Source organism: Nocardioides sp. NPDC127514 (genome assembly GCF_040302125.1).
In the GTDB taxonomy this organism is placed as follows: domain Bacteria; phylum Actinomycetota; class Actinomycetes; order Propionibacteriales; family Nocardioidaceae; genus Nocardioides.
On record NZ_JBEORF010000008.1, the window covers coordinates 68625 to 86938 of the forward strand.

Annotated in this window: 15 protein-coding genes; 4 read left to right on the plus strand and 11 right to left on the minus strand. The window is 69.5% G+C overall.

The genetic code is table 11. From position 1 onward, the window contains the following. Positions 1–1404, plus strand: a complete 1404-nt coding sequence (locus ABTX24_RS08190) for a hypothetical protein (protein WP_350838739.1) — start codon at positions 1–3, stop codon at positions 1402–1404. A 56-nt stretch (positions 1405–1460) separates the two neighbouring features. Beyond that, positions 1461–3350, plus strand: a complete 1890-nt coding sequence (locus tag ABTX24_RS08195; RefSeq protein WP_350838741.1) for a DUF5107 domain-containing protein — start codon at positions 1461–1463, stop codon at positions 3348–3350. Positions 3351–3357: 7 nt separating this feature from the next. On the opposite strand, the gene ABTX24_RS08200 is transcribed toward ABTX24_RS08195, so the two are convergent. The 3 genes from ABTX24_RS08200 to ABTX24_RS08210 form a co-directional block, all read right to left on the minus strand. Then, positions 3358–3855, minus strand: coding sequence for a PGPGW domain-containing protein (locus tag ABTX24_RS08200; protein WP_160026449.1), 498 nt, complete (start codon positions 3853–3855; stop codon positions 3358–3360). A gap of 59 nt (positions 3856–3914) precedes the next feature. Further along, a complete protein-coding gene (locus tag ABTX24_RS08205) occupies positions 3915–4289 on the minus strand; it encodes a DUF805 domain-containing protein (RefSeq protein ID WP_160026448.1) in 375 nt (124 codons plus the stop codon). Between the two features lie 167 nt (positions 4290–4456). Beyond that, on the minus strand, positions 4457–6298 hold the full coding sequence (locus tag ABTX24_RS08210; protein WP_350838743.1) for a phosphoenolpyruvate carboxykinase (GTP): 1842 nt from the start codon (positions 6296–6298) through the stop codon (positions 4457–4459). A 332-nt stretch (positions 6299–6630) separates the two neighbouring features. On the opposite strand from ABTX24_RS08210, the gene ABTX24_RS08215 reads away from it, so the two are divergent. Together ABTX24_RS08215 and argJ are read left to right on the plus strand one after the other, a co-directional pair. Further along, entirely contained in the window at positions 6631–7092 is a 462-nt protein-coding gene (locus ABTX24_RS08215; protein ID WP_160026446.1) for a hypothetical protein, read from the plus strand. Positions 7093–7142: 50 nt separating this feature from the next. Beyond that, complete coding sequence (argJ, locus tag ABTX24_RS08220; RefSeq protein ID WP_350838745.1) at positions 7143–8291, plus strand: bifunctional glutamate N-acetyltransferase/amino-acid acetyltransferase ArgJ; 1149 nt, start codon at positions 7143–7145, stop codon at positions 8289–8291. A gap of 15 nt (positions 8292–8306) precedes the next feature. On the opposite strand, the gene ABTX24_RS08225 is transcribed toward argJ, so the two are convergent. From ABTX24_RS08225 to ccmA, 8 genes are all read right to left on the minus strand, one after another. Further along, positions 8307–8987: a sirohydrochlorin chelatase gene (locus ABTX24_RS08225; protein ID WP_350838747.1), complete on the minus strand. Its 681-nt coding sequence runs from the start codon at positions 8985–8987 to the stop codon at positions 8307–8309. After that, the gene (locus tag ABTX24_RS08230; RefSeq protein ID WP_350838749.1) at positions 8984–10099 is read right to left on the minus strand and encodes a uroporphyrinogen-III synthase; all 1116 of its coding nucleotides are present in this window, start codon (positions 10097–10099) and stop codon (positions 8984–8986) included. The genes ABTX24_RS08225 and ABTX24_RS08230 overlap by 4 nt, the downstream gene beginning before the upstream one ends. 41 nt (positions 10100–10140) lie before the next feature. Beyond that, positions 10141–10485 (minus strand): nitrite reductase small subunit NirD, encoded by a 345-nt coding sequence (nirD, locus tag ABTX24_RS08235; RefSeq protein ID WP_160026442.1) that lies wholly within the window; start codon positions 10483–10485, stop codon positions 10141–10143. Next, entirely contained in the window at positions 10482–13109 is a 2628-nt protein-coding gene (nirB, locus tag ABTX24_RS08240; RefSeq protein WP_160026441.1) for a nitrite reductase large subunit NirB, read from the minus strand. The genes nirD and nirB overlap by 4 nt, the downstream gene beginning before the upstream one ends. After that, a complete protein-coding gene (locus ABTX24_RS08245; RefSeq protein WP_160026440.1) occupies positions 13109–14551 on the minus strand; it encodes an FAD-dependent oxidoreductase in 1443 nt (480 codons plus the stop codon). The genes nirB and ABTX24_RS08245 overlap by 1 nt, the downstream gene beginning before the upstream one ends. Before the next feature lie 8 nt (positions 14552–14559). Continuing rightward, positions 14560–16599, minus strand: coding sequence for a molybdopterin oxidoreductase family protein (locus ABTX24_RS08250; RefSeq protein WP_350838752.1), 2040 nt, complete (start codon positions 16597–16599; stop codon positions 14560–14562). Positions 16600–16829: 230 nt separating this feature from the next. Next, positions 16830–17567 (minus strand): ABC transporter permease, encoded by a 738-nt coding sequence (locus ABTX24_RS08255; protein ID WP_160026438.1) that lies wholly within the window; start codon positions 17565–17567, stop codon positions 16830–16832. Beyond that, on the minus strand, positions 17564–18277 hold the full coding sequence (ccmA, locus tag ABTX24_RS08260) for a heme ABC exporter ATP-binding protein CcmA (RefSeq protein ID WP_350838754.1): 714 nt from the start codon (positions 18275–18277) through the stop codon (positions 17564–17566). Before ccmA ends, ABTX24_RS08255 begins: the two co-directional genes overlap by 4 nt. Positions 18278–18314: the final 37 nt, after the last annotated feature.

Sequence of the window (18314 nt, forward strand, 5' to 3'; positions counted from 1 at the left end):
ATGAACGCAATCGCTACGGGTGGTGGCGTCGTCAAGGGCCCCATGATGGTCATTCTGAAGGAATATGTCGCCACAGCGAATCCCGAAGAGGTCAAAGCAAGGCTCAAAGACTGGATCCAGGCCCGCCAAGTCATGATGGACACTAGCCGTGACTTGGAGCTAGCAAGCGGCAAGCTGCCGGAAGCATTCGAGGAGACATCCTTCACCACCGAAGCAGCGACGCGGGCCTTCCGCACCGCTTCGGAGAAGCTGAACACGAAAGTCAACCAGCTTAATGCCGCTATCGAGGCTCTGACTTCGGCTCAGAACACTACGCAGCGCGCCCAAGAAGCACACAAGCAACTTGAAGCCTCCCTCCCGGCCAACCATGGTCCGGCCCCAGACTCCTCGTCTCCCCCGTACGCCCAGTCCGGCCCAGGCGTTGACACTGCCCAAGCGGCCCGAAACCAGAAGGCTCTCCAAGAAGACCGCGCCGCCCACGCCGCACGAGAGCAAGCAATCGCCGATGCAGAGCGGGCCGCAGCGGAAGAGATCAAACAGATCGACCGTGCCAACTACATTGCCGACCCTCCGGTCCGTGAGATCACCGACGAGCCGAACACGGAGGGCAGCAACAAGCCGGTAAGTCCATCGTCCCCTGGTTCGTACAGCGAGGTAGCGGCATCTCGCGCACGGATGGCGCAGTACAACTCCGGGACCCTCTATCCCGGCGGAATGGGCCACGAGCTCATCGCTCAGGAAAAGGCCAACATCGAGGCGCACCTAGCCGAAAACAAGCCAGAACTGCGCGACGGACAGTGGATCAACGCGGACGGCACTCCGGCGCCCTCGACGTCGTACGCGATGGTCGAGACGGCTGACGGGCTGGCCCCGCTTGGGGGCGGGACGAGTGGCATGGCCGCGCTCGCGATCGGTGGCGGAGGGGCTCTGCTCGGTGCTGGCGTGGCCAAAGCGCTTGCCAACAAGTTCGCTGCCGGAGCGTCTGCCAAGGCGGCGACGGCCAGCGCGACGTCGAGGTCTGCAACCGCCAGGGCCGGCGCCGCCGGTGCCCGCGCGGGCGGCGGAGCCGGCGCCGGAGCTCGCGGCGCAGGTGCCGGGGCCGGCGCACGCGGTGCTGGTGCCGGAGCAGGTGCTCGCGGCGCTGGTGGGCGTGGCGCCCGAGGCGGTGCGACGGGAGCGGGCAGCCGTGCCGGACGCGGCGGAGCTGGCGGTGCCGGCGGCCGCGGCGGGAAGAAGGACGACAAGAGGAACGGCCAGAACCAGGACTGGCAGGCCGACTACACCGACGACTGGACCGAGACGGCGAGCGACGTCCTGGATCCCAATGCGTCCCGGGGCTGGACTCCGAACGCACCACAGGACGACGCCTCCAGCGCCGACAAGAACGGCCGCAAGCCCTCGTAGGAACGACGCTCGCATTGTCCGGGTGGCAGCGTCCTCAGCCTGGTTGGATGGTCGCGATGACCACGCTGAGGATCGACCGGCTCTCGATCGAGGGCGCTGAGGACCCGATCGACGGGCCGCTGCCGTTGCTGCACGGCGTGCCCCGGCCAGGGTTCGAGACCGGTACCGCGCCGTATCCGGACATGGCCGCCAACCTCGAGTACGGCAGGCCGAGCACGCTGCTGCCGTACACGGCCCAGGACTGCTACACGCGCCGACGTGGCCCGCGCGATCTGCCGAGCCTGGTGCTGGAGAACGAGCTGCTCTCTGCCACCTTCCTGCCCGGCTACGGTGGGCGGCTGTGGTCGCTGGTGCACCGGCCGTCGGGCCGGGAGCTGCTGCACCGCAACCCCCTCCTGCAGCCCGCCAACCTGGCGCTGCGCGACGCCTGGCTGGCCGGCGGGGTGGAGTGGAATCTCGGGGCCACGGGGCACTGGCCACTCACCTGCTCCCCGCTGCACGCCGTGAGCCTGACCGCCCCGGACGGCACCCCGGTACTGCGGATGTTCGAGTTCGAGCGGATGCGGCGGGTCGTGGTCACGATCGACGCCTGGCTGCCAGCAGGATCCCCGGTGCTGCTGGTGCACGTCTCGCTCCACAACCCGGCGCCGAACCCGACACCGGTCTACTGGTGGACGAACATCGCAGTGCCCCAGAGGCCGGACGTACGTGTCGTCGCCCCGGCCGAGCGGGCGTTCCACTTCGACTACACGGAGCAGCTGAGGCTGATCGACTTTCCGCAGACGGCGGGCGGCGACCAGAGCTATCCGGCGAGGTTCCCGCAGGCGGCCGACTTCTTCATGGACGTCCCGGGCGACGAGCGCCGCTGGATCGCCGCGCTCGACGGCGACGGGCGTGGGCTCGTCCAGACCTCCACCGACCGACTCATCGGCCGCAAGATCTTCCAGTGGGGCACCGGTGCCGGCGGACAGCGGTGGCAGGAGTGGCTGTCCGGGCCGGGTGCTGCGTACATCGAGATCCAGGCGGGCCTGGCGCGTACGCAGCTCGAGCACCTCGCGTTGCCCGGCGGCGAGACCTGGGAGTGGGCCGAGGCGTTCGGCCTGCTGGAGGTCGACCCCGAGCAGGTGCACGGCTCATGGGACTCGGCCCGTGCGGCCGTGAACGAGGCGGTCGAGTTACTCGTCCCGCGGGCCGAGCTGGAAGCCGCGCTCGGCGAGGCGGGACGCTTCGAACCGCCCGCAGACCTGCTCGCCCGCGGGTCCGGGTGGGGCGCGCTCGAGGTCTCGGCGGGCTCTGTGCCGGCCGACCCGCTGCGCCCGTTCGGGGCCTGCGGCGACGATCAGAAGCCCTGGCTGGAGCTGCTGCAGCACGGCCGGCTGCCGATCAGCGATCCACCCGCGGCTCCGATCCTCGGTACGCACTGGCGCGAGCTGTTGGAGGCCTCGGCCGACGACTGGCACGCGTGGTACCACCTCGGCCTGCTCCTGCTGGCCGACGACGACCGCCGCGGAGCGCGCGAAGTCCTGGAGCGGTCGGTCGCCGACCGTCCCAACCCCTGGGCCCTGCGCGCCCTCGCGCACCTCGCCGAACCGGAGGACCCGCCTGCTGCGGACCTCCTGCTCGAGGCCCACCGCGTCCGTCCCGACCTGCGCGAGCTCACCATCGAGCTGCTCCAATCGCTGACCGCCGCCGGCCGCCCCGCTGAAGCACTCGAAGTGGTCGCCGCCCTTTCCGGCGCGGACCGTGAGCATGGTCGGATCCGACTGTGCACCGCACAAGCGGCGCTCGCCCTGGGCGACCTCGACCGGGTTCGCAGACTTCTCGACGAGGGCATCACGGTCGACAACCTCCGCGAGGGCGAGGCGGCCTTGGACACGCTCTGGCTCGCCGTTCATCCCGGAGAGCCGGTGCCACCTGCGTACGACTTCCGGATGACGTCCGGCTGACGGCCCGCTAGGCGACCTTGTTCATCTCACCCGTGTGCTCGATGTCCTCGTCGAGCTGGTGACGGGCGTCGGGGTGGCCGTGGAAGCGGCGGTAGGAGTAGCCCAGGATGGCGAGGGCGATGATGCACGACCCCAACAGCGTGACACCGGTCCAGTCGCCGCCGAGGAGCCAGAAGGACGCCTCGAGGGGCCACCAGTGGGGCGCAGGCGGGTTGATCAGGAAGACGACGCCGACCGCACCGATGGAGAGCGCCCCGAGGGTCGAGGCCACGATGCGCGGCCAGGTCTCGACGCCCTCGGCAGCCCCGCGCAGGGCGCGGAGGCGGACCGGCTCGACGTAGCGGCGAGCCCAGGCGTACTGGCGAGAGAGCACAGCCAGCCCACCGAAGAGCATCAACAGCCCCGGCCCCGGCAACACCATCGCGGCGATACCGGCGACCACGAGCAGCCACCCAACGGTCTCGTAGGCGAGCCGCTTCGCTGCTGCTCCTGCGAGGGACTTCATGCCAATAGCCTGCCATTCCGGGACAACCCCGAGAACAACTAGGGGAATCTTACGACCGCTCATGCGGCCAGGTCGTACTTGACGCCCTCGGGGCTCGGGAAGGTCAACCAGAGCACTGCGAGGACGATGTCACCGATCACGGGTACGACCAGGATCAGCTGCCACCACCCGGAGCGGTTGATGTCGTGCAGCCGCCGCGCACCGAGTGCGATGGTCGGAACGAACGCCACCAGTCCGTAGAGACCGATCACGAGGCTCACCACCTCGTCCCGCGCCAGTACGAGGACGATGAGCATCAGAAGGTTCACGAGCATCGGCCAGAGCAGCTCAGTGCGGCTGGCGCGACCCGAGAATGTCGCGTACTTCTTCCAGAACCGCGCGTACGCCTCGGTGATCGAGGCCGCACGAAGCGGCTGGCTCAAGGGGATCGTCACGGGCAGGAACCTTAGGTGGGGGACATCGGCTACGTAAATGTCTGGCCGGGCATCTGTTCCAGATACGAACAAAGTTCATCTTCCCGTAGGAAACGGAAGCAGACGAAAACAACAGGGGCGGCGTACGGAAAGAAAATTCCGTACGCCGCCCCCGGCTGTGGTCTCGATCAGGCCTGAGCAGCCTCGTCGATGGCAGCAGCGACGCGCTTGTGCGCCTCCCAGATCTCCTCGGGCAGCTTGAACTGCTTGAGGTGCTCCTCGCGGAAGCCCATCTCCTGCTTCCAGCGGTTCAGGTCGAGGGAGAGGATCCGGTCGAGGTCCCTCTGCGGCAGGTCGAGGCCGCGCAGGTCGAGCTCGTCCTCGGTCGGGATGACGCCGACGGGGCTCTGCTGGCCCTTGACCTCACCCTTCTTGAACTGCAGCAGCCACAGCAGCGCGCGCACGTTCTCGCGGTAGCCGGGCCACAGGAAGTGTCCGTCCTCGGAGTCACGCTGGAACCAGTTGACGTGGGCGAAGACCGGCTTGTCGGTGGCCTCGCCGATGATCTTCAGCCAGTGGCGGGCGTAGTCGCCCTCCTCGTAGGCGAGGAACGGACGCATCGACATCGGGTCGTAGCGCAGCACGCCCTCGAGGCCGTCGGCCGCGGCGGTCGCCTCGGCACCGAGGGTGAGGCCGTCGTAGACGCCCTCGGCCACGTCGGTGATCGCGCGGATCAGCGGCTCGCGGTCACGGGTGCGGCCACCGAAGATGATCGCGTCGACCGGCACGCCGGCCGGGCTGTCGAAGTCGGGGGCCGCGTTCGGGACCTGCGAGATCGGCGTCGTGAAGCGGGAGTTGGGGTGGGCCCAGGGGTCGCCCAGCTCGTCGTCGATCCGGTCGGCGATGCGCTCGCCCTTCCAGTCGATCCAGCCGTCGAGGTCGTCCGGGTGGTGCTTGGTGAGCCCCTCCCACCAGACCTCCTGGGTCTTCTCGTTGTAGGCGACGTTGGTGAAGATCGCACCCGAGCCCGGCAGGATCGCCTGGATGGCGCCCGGGTTGGTCTTCTCGTTGGTGTCCTTGGCGACGCCGAAGACACCATTCTCCGGGTTGAAGGCGTAGAGCTTGCCGTCCTCGCCGACCCAGATCCAGGCGATGTCGTCGCCGTAGAAGGTGACCTCGTAACGCTCACCGAGGGCGTCGGGCGAGAGCGTCATCGAGAGGTTGGTCTTGCCGGAGGCGGACGGGAACCCACCGACGACGTGGAACTCCTCGCCGGTCTCCTTGTCCTTGATGCCCAGCAGCAGGAACTGCTCGGCCAGGAACTTGCCGGAGGCGCGGCCGTCGTAGCAGGCCTGGCGCAGGCCGTGGGCGATCTTGCCCAGCAGCGCGTTGCCACCGTAGGAGGAGCCGAAGTGGAGGATCGTACGCTGGTCGGCGACCGTCGCGAAGAGCCGCTGGTCCTTGTCGGTCCCCTGCCCGAGGTTGGGCAGGTCGCCGGTCACGTGCACGGCACGGACGAAGGAGTTCGGGTCGGCGAGGTTGTTGATGTAGTCGATGCCGACGCGGGCCATCCGGATCATCTGCTGCACGACCGGACGGCTGTCGGTGAGCTCGACACCCGCGGCGTACGCCTCGAGCGGCGAGCCGGCCGGAGCCATCAGGTAGGGGATGACGTACATCGTCTTGCCCGCCGAGGCGCCGGTCATCCGCTCGGTGAGCGTCTTGACGGTCTCGTCGGCCGGCTTCCAGTTGTTGTAGACGCCCTTGTCCTCCGGGTTGGAGGTGGCGACCACGGTGCGCTCCTCGGACCGCGCGGTGTCCTTGCTGTAGGAACGGCTGTAGTAGCGGCCGCCCGTCACCGGGAGAAGCTCGCCCGCTGCCAGGGACTCCTGGAGGAGCCGCTCGTCGTCGGCTGCGCTGACAACCTCGATCTGCTCGGCTCCGGTCACCCCTGCCCAGTAGGAGACATACTCCCGCACATGAGGATTCGTCAGCCCCGCCTCATCGAGGACCTTGTCCACGTCAACCATTCCGACACCCTTCAAAAGTTTCGCCGATTGCAGGCACGTTACCCCAGTTGAAGAGGCCTCCAACCGGGGTACCGTGCACCAGAGTGGGTCATCGATCACGGGCCTGGACAATTGATCGATCCAACTGCAGGCGATGTTCCGATAGCCGGTCCTGAGACCCCTGTGACCCCCATGTTTAAGTGAGAATCGCCTCATTTCGGCGAGTGGTCCGTAATGTGGATGTGACGCCGATGTCGCACTGTGGCACGAATTACATCTAAGGTTTCGCGGGTGATCCCCCAACACACAGACGTTGAATTGTTTCAATTCCCGAACGGTCCAGAGGTCGCCTGATGGACCTCATTCTCGGGACCTTCGCCGCCTCCTTCGCCGGAGGACTCTTCCCCGTCATCAACTTCGAGACCTACCTCGCGGTGGCCGCCTCGAACCTGACCTTCTCCGCCCTGGTGCTCGCGCTGGTGGCGGGAATCGGCCAGACCAGCTCCAAGGTCGTCTGGTACTACGCCGGCCACGGCACCACCTCACTCCCCTTCGTCCGCAAGAAGATGGCGTGCGAGAAGTGGCAGCAGCGGATGGAGAAGTGGGAGCGACGTACGCAGGGCCGGCCCGCCTACGCCGGCGGGCTGCTCGCGGTCGCCGCGCTCAGCGGCCTTCCGCCGCTGGCGATCCTGGCGGTGGTCTACGGCACGCTCAAGGCCAACCTGATGCTTTTCGTCGCGATCACGTTCGTGGGCCGCGTACTTCGGTCCTGGATGATCCTGGAAGCCGCCGCGTTCGCGTGGTTGCGGACATAGGGCGCAAGACGCTCTGACCCCAAGGATCGAACACAGCCTAGGCTGTCCGCATGCCTCAACCAGCCGGATTCGTCGGAGTCACCGCCAACCTCGGACTCAAGGAGGGCGCTGACGACTTCGCCGTCGTCGCCGCCCCCTCGGGCCCGGTCACGAGCGCCGCGGTCTTCACCCGATCCCGATTCGCCGGCGCCTCGGTGCTGCTCTCCCGAGCCTCCGACCTCTCCGCGCTCCGTGGGATGGTCACCATCTCGAAGAACGCCAACGTCGCGACCGGGCCGACGGGCGAGGCCAACGCCCTGGAGGTACGCCGCCTGGCGGCCGAGGTCGTCGGCGTGCGCCCCGAGGAGCTGCTGGTCGCCTCGACGGGCGTGATCGGCGTGCAGTACCCGATGGACGTCCTCACGCCCGCGCTCGAGAAGCTCGCCGGGACCGCCGGCGACGCCGACTTCGACGCCGCCGCGGCGGCGATCATGACGACCGACACGATCGCCAAGATCGAGACCCGGACCGTCGGCGACGCGACGATCACCGGGATCGCGAAGGGCGTCGGGATGCTCGAGCCCGACATGGCCACGATGCTGACCTACTTCTTCACCGACGCCGCGGTGCCCGCCGCCGAGCTCGACGCGGCCTTCCGCCGGGTCGTCGACCGCACCTACAACGCCGTCTCGATCGACACCGACACCTCGACCTCCGACACCGCCGCGATCTTCGCCTCCGGCACGGCCGGCGCCGTCGACCTGGGCGAGTTCGAGGCAGCGCTCTACGACGCCGCGCTCGCGCTGGTGAAGAAGATCGCCTCCGACGGGGAGGGCGCCTCCAAGCTGATCACGGTCTCGGTCGGCGGCGCCCGCGACGACGCCCAGGCCAAGCGGGTCGGCAAGGCCATCGTCAACTCGCCCCTGGTCAAGACCGCCGTCCACGGCGCCGACCCCAACTGGGGCCGCGTCGCGATGGCCATCGGCAAGCTCCGCGAGGAGACCGACATCTCCCCCGAGAACGTACGCATCGCCTTCGGCGGCACCGAGACCTACCCTGCCCAGGTCTCGGCAAATCTATTGGCGGATTTGTCGACTTATCTGTCTGGCGATGAAGTCTCCATCGGGGTCGACCTCGGCATCGCCTCGGGTGAGTTCACTGTCTACGGCTGCGACCTCACCGACGGCTACATCCGCATCAACGCCGACTACACCACCTGAGCCGCCCGCCGCTGGTCAGCCGACCTCGGCCCGGTCACCGTCGTCGGCGGCGAGGAGCGCCGCGGCGCGGTGTACGACCAGCTCGATCACGTCGGGGTGCGGGCCGATGACGTCGGCGACGGTCTCCGCACCCGCCGCAGAGGAGCGCGAGCGGACGAGGTCGGAGAAGAAGCCGGGAGCGAGCAGGTAGGGAGAGACGGCGTCGCCGGGACGTACGACCTGGTCGATGGGCGGGGCGCCCGAGCCGGAGACGGTGGCGACCCTGACCGGACCGCCCCAGGCCTTCTCCAGCATCTGACCGGCAGCCGCGATGTCGGCTCGGGCGGACGGGTCGTTGGAGCCGGCGGCGACCAGGACGACGGACTGGCCGGGGACCGCGCCCGCGGCGACCAGCCGGGAGACCTGCGCGGAGGCGAGCAGCGGGTCCGGTCCGAGCGCGCGGCCCATCGCCACCGGCAGCCCTTCGGCGGCCTGCGGCAGGTCGACCTTGATGTGGTAGCCGGTCGAGAGCAGCAGCGGGACCACGACCGACGGCTGGCCGTCGGCCAGGACGTCGGTGAGCAGCGGCTCGCAGAGCTCGACGTACGCAGCCTTCGACTCCATCCCCAGCACGCGGCCGGCGCGCTTGGCGATGATCGAGGCGACCGCGTTGCCGAGCAGCTGCCGGGTGCCGTGGGCGACGACGACGAGCCTCATGAGTCCACCGCCAGCCGGTAGCCGCGCTTCACGACGGTCTGGATGGTCTTGGTGCCGAGCGCCGAGCGGAGCCGGGCGACCGCCATCTCGACCGCGTGCTCGGAGCCGGCGGTGCCGGAGGGCAGCATGGCGAGCAGGGCTTGCCGGGAGACGACGATGCCGGGGTTGGCGACGAGAGCGCCCAGGACGGCGGCGGGCGCCGGCGAGAGCTTCACCTCGGCGCCGTCGAGGATCACCGCGTCGCCGTGGAGCAGCAGCTGATGACCGCCGGCGAGCTCGATGAGCAGACCCTCGCGCCGCAGCGGCAGCTCGGTCTCGAGCATCTTGACCATGGCCGCGGTGCGGGAGCGGTCGGGGATCATGGTGGGTACGCCCCACATCTCGAAGGCGGCGGCGGTCACCGGACCGACGCAGGCCGCGACCACATCGGCCTGGAACGCCGCCACGACCTCGTCGCGCAGGCCGACCGACCCGGCGGCCTGCATGAACGCGGCCACGGCGGGAGCGGAGGTGAAGGTGACCGCGTCCAGCTCGCCGTCGGCCAGCGCCTCGACCAGCCGGAACATCGGCTCGGGGTCGGCGGCCGACTCGACCCGGTAGACGACCACGTTGATGACCTCGGCACCCTGCCGGGTCAGCGCATGCACGACCATCGACAGCGACTGCCCGTGCTCCTGCACCACGATCCGCTTGCCGGTCAGGTCGCGGCCGCGCAGATGCTCCAGGACGTCGTCGAACTCCTCCGACTCCGGCGCCCACAGCTCCCGCAGCCCGCGCCGCCGGATCGCACCGACCGACTTCGGTCCGCGGGCCAGGATCTCGGCGCCGCGAAGCGTCTCCAGGAGCCGATCGAGCAGTCCCCACTCCTCCGCGGCGTCGAACCACGTGCGGGTTCCGATACCGGTCGTCGCCAGGAACATGTCGATCTTCTGGCCGATGATCTGCTCGGTCACGGCACGCAGCGCGCCGGCGTCGACCCGGTTGGGGTCGACAGAGAGCGCGGGGGCCCACACCACGTGTGCTCCCCGCCTCTCGAGCAGATTGATCTGCTCCTCGGCCTTCCGCGCCGCGGTCACGCCGACGCGGAAGCCGCTCAGCGCGCCACTGTCCACATCGGAATCGTAGGTCCCCTGGATCATTTGTGCCGCGTTCGTCATCGCCGAGCGCCGACCCGGATCTCTCCGTCGACGACGTCGACCTCGTAGGTCGCGACCGACACCGATGGGTCGTCGAGGCACTGACCGCTCTCCAGCGAGAACGGCTGCTTGAGCAGCGGCGAGGCCACGAACGGCACCTCACCACGCGTCCCGACGATCCCGCGGGCGAGCACCGAGGCGTGGCCGTACGGGTCGAAGTTCGACAGCGCGAAGACCCGGTCGTCGAGGGTCCGGAAGACGGCGACGGCCTCCCCGCGCACCAGCGCGGCGATGCCCGTCTCGGGGTCGATGTCGTCGAGGCGACAGACGGCGATGTAGGTCACGGTCTGGGTCTGGGTCATCGCGACTCCTCCATGGTGGGCATTCCGACAGGGATCGAGGCACCGAGCGAGACCGGGCCGACAGCGGCCGGCTCCTCGCCGACCTCCGGGACGATCTGGCCGCGCGTGGATCCGAAGGAGATGTTGGGGTCCGGGATGTCGGGGGCGTTGACGAAGGAGACGAACCGGCGCAGCTTCTCCGGGTCCTCGAGCGTGGCCTTCCACTCGTCGAAGTACGTCTCGGTGTGCCGCGCCATCGCCGCCTCGAGCTCGGTGCCCAGGCCGAGGACGTCGTCGACCACGACCTCACGGACCCGGTCCAGGCCGCCGTCGAGGGAGTCGATCCAGGTCGAGGTGCGCTGGAGGCGGTCGGCGGTGCGTACGTAGTACATGAGGAAACGGTCGAGGTAGCGGACCAGCTCCTCGGTGCTCAGGTCACCGGCGAGCAGCTGGGCGTGGGCCGGGATGGCGCCACCGTTGCCCCCGACGTACAGGTTCCAGCCCTTCTCGGTGGCGATGACGCCGAAGTCCTTGCCGCGGGCCTCCGCGCACTCGCGGGCGCAGCCGGAGACGCCACCCTTGAGCTTGTGCGGCGAGCGCAGCCCGCGGTAGCGGGTCTCGAGCATGATCGCGAGGCCGACGGAGTCCTGGACGCCGTAGCGGCACCAGGTCGAGCCGACGCAGGACTTCACGGTTCTGAGCGACTTCCCATAGGCATGGCCGGACTCGAACCCGGCGTCGACCAGCCGCTTCCAGATCGCGGGCAGGTCCTCCATCCGGGCGCCGAACATGTCGATGCGCTGGCCGCCGGTGATCTTGGTGTAGAGGCCGAACTCCTTGGCCACCTCACCGATCACGATCAGGCCCTCCGGGGTGATCTCACCACCGGGGATGCGCGGGACGACGGAGTAGGAGCCGTTCTTCTGGAGGTTGGCCAGGTAGGCGTCGTTGGTGTCCTGGAGCTTGCGGTTCTCCTTGGCCAGCACGTGCCCGTTGAGCTGGCTCGCCAGGATGCTCGCGACCGCGGGCTTGCACAGGTCGCAGCCGCGGCCGGTGCCGTGGGCCTCGATGATCTGGTCGAAGGTCTTGTAGCCGTGGATCAGGACCACGTCGAAGAGCTCGGCGCGGGTCATCTTGAAGTGCTCGCACAGGCTCGTGTCGACGGTCTTGCCCTGGGCGGTGAAGTAGTCCTCGACGATCTTCTTCACCTGCACCTTGCAGGAACCACAGGTCGACCCGGCCTTGGTCTCCTTGGTGACGTCCGCCGCGCTCTCGCAGCCGTTGTCGACGGCCGCCTCGATGTCACCGCGGGTCACGTTGTTGCAGGAGCAGATCTGCGCCTCCGGCGGAAGCTGGATGCCTCCCCCACCGCCACTGGACTGGGGGAGGATCAGCTCCTCCGGGTTCTCCGGAAGCACCATGCCCGAGGCGACCATCGGGCGGAGCAGCCCGTACGCGGACGCGTCGCCGACCAGCACGCCGCCGAGCAGGCGGGTGCCGTCCTCGCTGATCACGAGCTTCTTGTAGACACCGGCGACGGCGTCGGAGTAGGTCAGCTCGAGGCACTCGTCGGTGGTGCCGTGCGCGTCACCGAAGCTCGCGACGTCGACACCGAGCAGCTTGAGCTTGGTCGACATGTCGGCGCCGGTGAAGGTACCGGCACCGCCGAGCAGCGCGTCGGCGACGACCTCGGCCATGTCGTAGCCGGGTGCCACCAGGCCGTACATCTTCCCGCCGGGCGCCGCGCACTCGCCGACCGCCCACACGTGCGGGTCGGAGGAGCGGCACTGCTCGTCGACCAGCACGCCGCCGCGCTCGGCCAGGTCCAGGCCGGCGGCGCGGGCGAGCGCGTCACGCGGCCGGATACCGGCCGAGAAGACGATCATGTCGACCGGCAGCGGCTCCTCGACGTCCTTGAACTTCAGCGCGCTGACCTTGCCGTCGAGCACGCCGCTCTCGTCCTCGTCCACGACCGAGATCTCGGCCACCGAGTCCGGTGAGATCGATTCCGTCATCACCCCTGTGTGCACCGTGAGGCCGAGCTTCTCGATGTGGCGCTTGAGCGTGTTGCCGCCGGCGTCGTCGACCTGCACGGCCATCAGCCGCGGCGCGAGCTCGACCACGTGGGTCTTGACGCCGAGCTGGTGCAGCGCGTTGGCGGCCTCCAGCCCGAGCAGGCCACCGCCGATCACCGCCCCGGTCGTGGCGGTCTTCGCGGCCTCACGGATCGCCTCGAGGTCCTCGATCGTCCGGTAGACGAAGACGTTCCCGAGCTCCGAACCCGGCACCGGCGGCACGAACGGCGCAGCTCCGGTGGCGAGGACCAGCTCGTCGTACGCCATCTCCTCGCCGTCGGCGAGCATCACCGTCTGGGCGGCGATGTCGATCTCGACGACGCTCGTGCTGGTGCGCAGGGTGACCCGCGGGTCCTCGTAGACGCCGGAGGGCAGGAAGGAGAGTGCCTCGGCGCCGACCTCGAAGAAGCTGGTGAGGGCGACCCGGTCGTACGCCGGGCGCGGCTCCTCACCGAAGACCACGATGTCGTGGGTCTCGGTGAGTCCGCGCTCGATCGCGGCGGTCACGAAGCGGTGACCGACCATGCCGTGGCCGACGACGACCACCTTCTTGCGGAGGTGAGGGCTCATCACGTAGTTCCTTCCAGGCTGAGCTGCGTTTCATTGAGCTGGGTGCCGCTGGGCCGGGTGGCCAGAAGCTGACGTACGGTCGGCGCGCAGCCACCGCATCCGGTGGTGGCGCGGGTGGTGTCGCGTACGTCCTCGAGGGACCGGCACGCCCGGATCCGGCCGGCGCTGACACCGGCGCAGGCGCACACCTCCGCGTCGTCGGGGAGCTCCGGACGCGGACTGTTGGACGGCTCGGGCAGCAGCAGCTGACCGGCCTCGTGCTCGCCGAGCACCGTCTGCCGGTCGAAGGCCTGGGTGATCAGGCCGACCCGGCTCAGGTCGCCGACGAGGGCGCCGGCGACGATGCGGCCATCGCGTACGACCAGCTTGCGGTGGGTGCCCTTGACCGGGTTGGCGATCTCGACGACCTCCCCGGTCTCGTTCTCGGGCTCGCCGAGGACGCAGACGTCGAGGTCGGTGGCACGCAGCCGGGCGACGACGCGGTGTCCCTGATAGGTCGCGGGACCGCCGGCCAGGACGTTGGCGAGGACGCCGGCCTGCTCCCATGCGGGCGAGACGAAGCCGGTCACGGTCGCGTTGTGCTCGGCGCAGTCGCCGATCGCGTACACGTCCGGGTCGTCGACGCTGCGTAGCTGGTCGTCGACGACGATGCCCCGGTTGACGGTGAGCTCGGCGCGGCGGGCCAGGTTGGCGCGCGGCCGGCCGCCGGCGGTGAGCACCACCAGGTCGGTCTCGAGGGTGTAGCCGTTGTCGAGCTTGAGCCCCTCGTCGGTCAGCCTGGTCGCGCGGGCGCCGAGGTAGACCTGGGTGCCGAGCTTGGCCATCGACCGCTTGAGCACCTTGCCCGCCGACGCGTCGACCTGGCTGCTGAGCAGGTGGTCGCGGCCCTCGACGATCTCGGTCTCGATGCCGCGGACCGCCAGCGCGCGGGCGACCTGGAGACCGAGCAGGCCACCGCCGACGATCACCGCGCTGCGCGGGTGGTCATGAAGAGTGTCGAGCAGCCGCGCGCAGTCGTCGAGGCTGCGGAACGCCTGCACGCGCGGGTCCAGCGAGCCGTCCATCCGCACCACGCCGCGGATCGGCGGCAGGGTCGGGATGGCCCCGGTGGCCAGCACGACGGCGTCGTAGGGAACCGTCGTCCGGTCGGCGAGTTCGACCTCGTGACGGTCACGGTGGATGTCGACGACGAGGCTGTTCAGGCGGAGGTCGACTCCCCTGTCGGCGTACCACTGCTTCTCGCGGAGCGCGAGCGCCCCGGGGCGGTGGGTGCCCTCGAGCACGGCGGAGAGAAGGATCCGGTTGTACGGAGCGTGCTGCTCCTCGGCGAGCACGGTCGTCTGCGGGCCGAGGCCGCGCGCGACCAGTCCCTCGACCAGCCGGGCCGCGGCCATGCCGCCACCGATGATGACGATGCGCTTCTCACTCGTGGGCTCGCTCATGGGCTCGCTCATGCCGTCACCGCCGCGGCGCAGACCTTGAACTCCGGCATCCGGCTGGACGGGTCGAGGGCGTCGTTGGTGAGCTTGTTGGCGCCGACCCAGTGGAACGGTACGAAGACCGTGTCCGGGCGGATCGTGGTGACGATGCGCGCGGGCGCCTTCATCTCGCCGCGCGGGGTGCGTACGACGACCGGGTCGCCGTCGTGGGCCCCGACCCGGTCGGCCAGCAGCGGGTGGAGCTCGACGAACGCGCCCTCGTCGGGGAGGTCCTTGATCCGTCGCGTCTGGGCACCGGACTGGTACTGCGCAAGCACCCGGCCGGTGGTCAGGTGGAGCGGGTAGTCGGCGGTCGGCTGCTCGGCCGGTCCACGGTGGGCGACGTCGATGAAGCGGGCCCGGCCGTCGGCGTGGAAGAAGGAGTCGGCGAACATCCGCGGGGTGCCCTCGGTGCCTTCGGGGCAGGGCCAGAAGACGCCGTCCTCGTCGCGGATGCGGTCGTAGGTGATGCCGCTGTAGTCGGCCTTGCCGCCCTTCGAAGCGGCGCGGAGCTCCTCGAAGATCTCCTCAGGATCGGTCGACCAGGTCGAGGCCGCACCGAGGCGGGTGGCGAGTCCGGTGATGATGTCGAGGTCGTTCTTGACCCCGTCGGGGGCGCTGATCGCCTGGTTGCGCAGGATGACCCGGCCCTCGAGGTTGGTCATGGTGCCGGTCTCCTCGGCCCACTGGGTCACCGGCAGGACCACGTCCGCCAGCGCGGCGGTCTCGCTCATCACCATGTCGGCGACGACCAGGAGATCGAGGTCCGCCAGTCGCGACGTGATGTGGGTGGCGTTGGGGGCGGAGACGACGATGTTGGAGCCGAACACGAGCAGGCTCTTGGGGCCCTCGGGGGTGCCGAGCGCGTCGAGGAGCTCGTAGGCGGAGCGGCCCTTGCCGGGGATGGTCTCGGGGTCGATGCCCCAGACCGCGGCGACGTGCGCCCGGGCGGCGGGGTCGTCGATCATCCGGTAGCCGGGAAGCTGGTCGGCCTTCTGGCCGTGCTCGCGGCCACCCTGGCCGTTGCCCTGGCCGGTCAGGCAGCCGTAGCCGGCGTACGCCTTTCCGGGCATGCCGAGCGCGAGCGCCACGTTGAGCCAGGCCAGGACGGTGGCGGTGCCCTGGGCGTGCTGCTCGGCGCCGCGCGCGGTCAGGACCATCACCTTTCTCGCGCCGGCGAGGAGGTCGGCGAGCTCGCGCAGCTGCGCGGCCTCGACCCCACTGACCCGCTCGACCATCTCCGGCCACCAGGCGGCCACGGAGCGGCGTACGTCTTCGAAGCCCGTGGTCCGCTCGGCGATGTAGTCCTCGTCCACCGCGCCGGCGGCGTCGAGCAGGTGCAGGACGCCGAGCGCGAGCGGCAGGTCGGTGCCGGGGACCGGCTGGAGGAAAAGGTCGGCGCGCTCGCCGGTCGGGGTCAGCCGCGGGTCGATGACGACGACCTTGCCGCCGTTCTCGCGCAGCCGGTCGAGGTGGCGGGCGGCCGGAGGCATCGTCTCGGCGAGGTTGGAGCCGACGAGTACGCAGACGTCGGTCTTCTCGATGTCGGCCAGCGGGAACGGCAGACCGCGGTCGACCCCGAAGGCCTGGTTGCCGGCCGAGGCCGCCGAGGACATGCACCAGCGGCCGTTGTAGTCGATCTGGGAGGTACCGAGCGCGACCCGGGCGAACTTCCCGAGCTGGTACGCCTTCTCGTTGGTCAGCCCGCCGCCACCGAAGACGGCGTTCGCGTCGGGGCCGTGGTCGTCCCGCAGGTCGGAGAGCTTCGAGGCGACCAGGTCGAGCGCCTCGTCCCACGTCGCCGCGCTCCACTCCCCCGTCGCCCGGTCGCGCACCATCGGGGTGGTGAGCCGCTCACGGCTTCCGCGCAGCCCCGCCGCCGTCCACCCCTTGCGGCACAGCGCACCCTCGTTCACCGGGAACGATCTCGCACTGACCTCCAGCCGGGGCCCCTTGCGTGACAGGGTCATCCCGCACTGCAAGCTGCAGTAAGGACAGTGGGTGTCGGTCACGCGTACTCACACCGTTTCGGGTCGGGGACTGGCGACCTCTACTCTCCGGCGTCAAGGTTTCGCGCCGATCCGCTCTCCGTACCCCTTCCGTCAACTTCCGCTCACCACCTCACAACCCGATCCCGCCGAGTCGGTAGTTCTGGCAGCCGAGTCTGTAGTTGTGGGCGACGAAACTGGAGTCTCGTTGCCCACAACTACAGACTCGGTCCCCACAAGTGCGGACTCGGCAGTCAGGGAGTACGCCGCCGCAGCGTCGCCGACCCGAGGGCGAGACCGGCGACGACGAACCCGGCGACGACGGCCAGATCGGTCCAGACCTCGCCGGTGTCGGCGGAGGTGACCAGGTGGGTCATCGCGTCGACGGCGTAGGAGAGCGGGAGGACATTGGAGATGGCCTCCAGGACGGTCGGCAGCGACTCGCGCGGTACGAGCAGGCCGCAGAGCAGGATCTGCGGGACCACGATCGCCGGCATGAACTGGACCGCCTGGAACTCGGTGGTGGCGAAGGCGGAGACGAGCAGCCCGAGTGCGGTGCCGAGGACGGCGTCGACGATCGCGACGACCACGAGCAGGGCGACCGATCCGGTGATCTCCAGCCCGAGCAGACCGACGCTGACCCCGACGGCCACGCCTGACTGGACAGCGGCGAGCAGCCCGAACGCCAGCGCATAGCCGAGCAGGAAGTCGCCCTTGCCCAGCGGCATCGCCAGCAGTCGTTCGAGCGTCCCCGAGGAGCGTTCGCGCAGCGTGGTCACCGAGGTGACCAGGAACATCACGATGAACGGGAAGATCGCCAGCAGGGCCGGACCGATCCGGTCGAAGATCGGCGCGGGCGACTCCTCGTACATCCACCACAGCAGCGTCATCAGCAGCGTCGGCAGGACGACCAGCATCACCAGGGTGCGGTGGTCGCGCCGGATCTGGGCGAGGACCCGCCCGGTCACGGCCAGGGTTCGTCGCAGGCTCATCGCGCTGCCTCCTTCACCAGCGTCAGGAAGGCGTGCTCGATGTCGTCCGCGTCAGCCTTCTGCTTGATCTCGGCCGGACTGCCGTCGGCGAGGAAAGCACCGTCGCGCATCAGCAGCAGCCGGTCGCAGCGCTCGGCCTCGTCCATGACGTGGCTGGAGACGATGACCGCCGCCCCCGCGGCGGCCAGGTCCCGGAAGGTGCCCCACAGCTGCTCGCGAAGCACCGGGTCGAGCCCGACGGTCGGCTCGTCGAGCACCAGCAGGTCCGGTGAGCCGAGCAGCGCCGCGGCGAGCCCGACCCGCGAGCGCTGGCCACCGGAGAGATCGCGTACGACCTGGTCCTTGTGGTCGACGAGGTCGACCGTCTCGATGGCCTCGGAGACCGACGACATCGGCGCACCGAGCACCCGGGTGAAGAACCTCAGGTTCTCGGTAACCGTCAGGTCGTCGTAGACGCTGGCCGCCTGGGTGACGTAGCCGATCCGCGCGCGCAGGGCGGCCGAGCCGGCCGGACGGCCGAGGACGGTGAGGGTCCCGGTGACCTTCGCCTGCACGCCGACCAGGGCCCGCATCAGCGTCGTCTTGCCGCACCCGGACGGCCCGAGCAGGCCGGTGACCTCACCTGCCCGGATGGAGAAGTCGAGGCCATGGAGGACCTCACGCTTCCCGCGCACGACTCGGAGACCGGACGCCTCCACCACGTTATTCATCACATGATGAAATGTGGCACGACGGGGCGCCGCACGC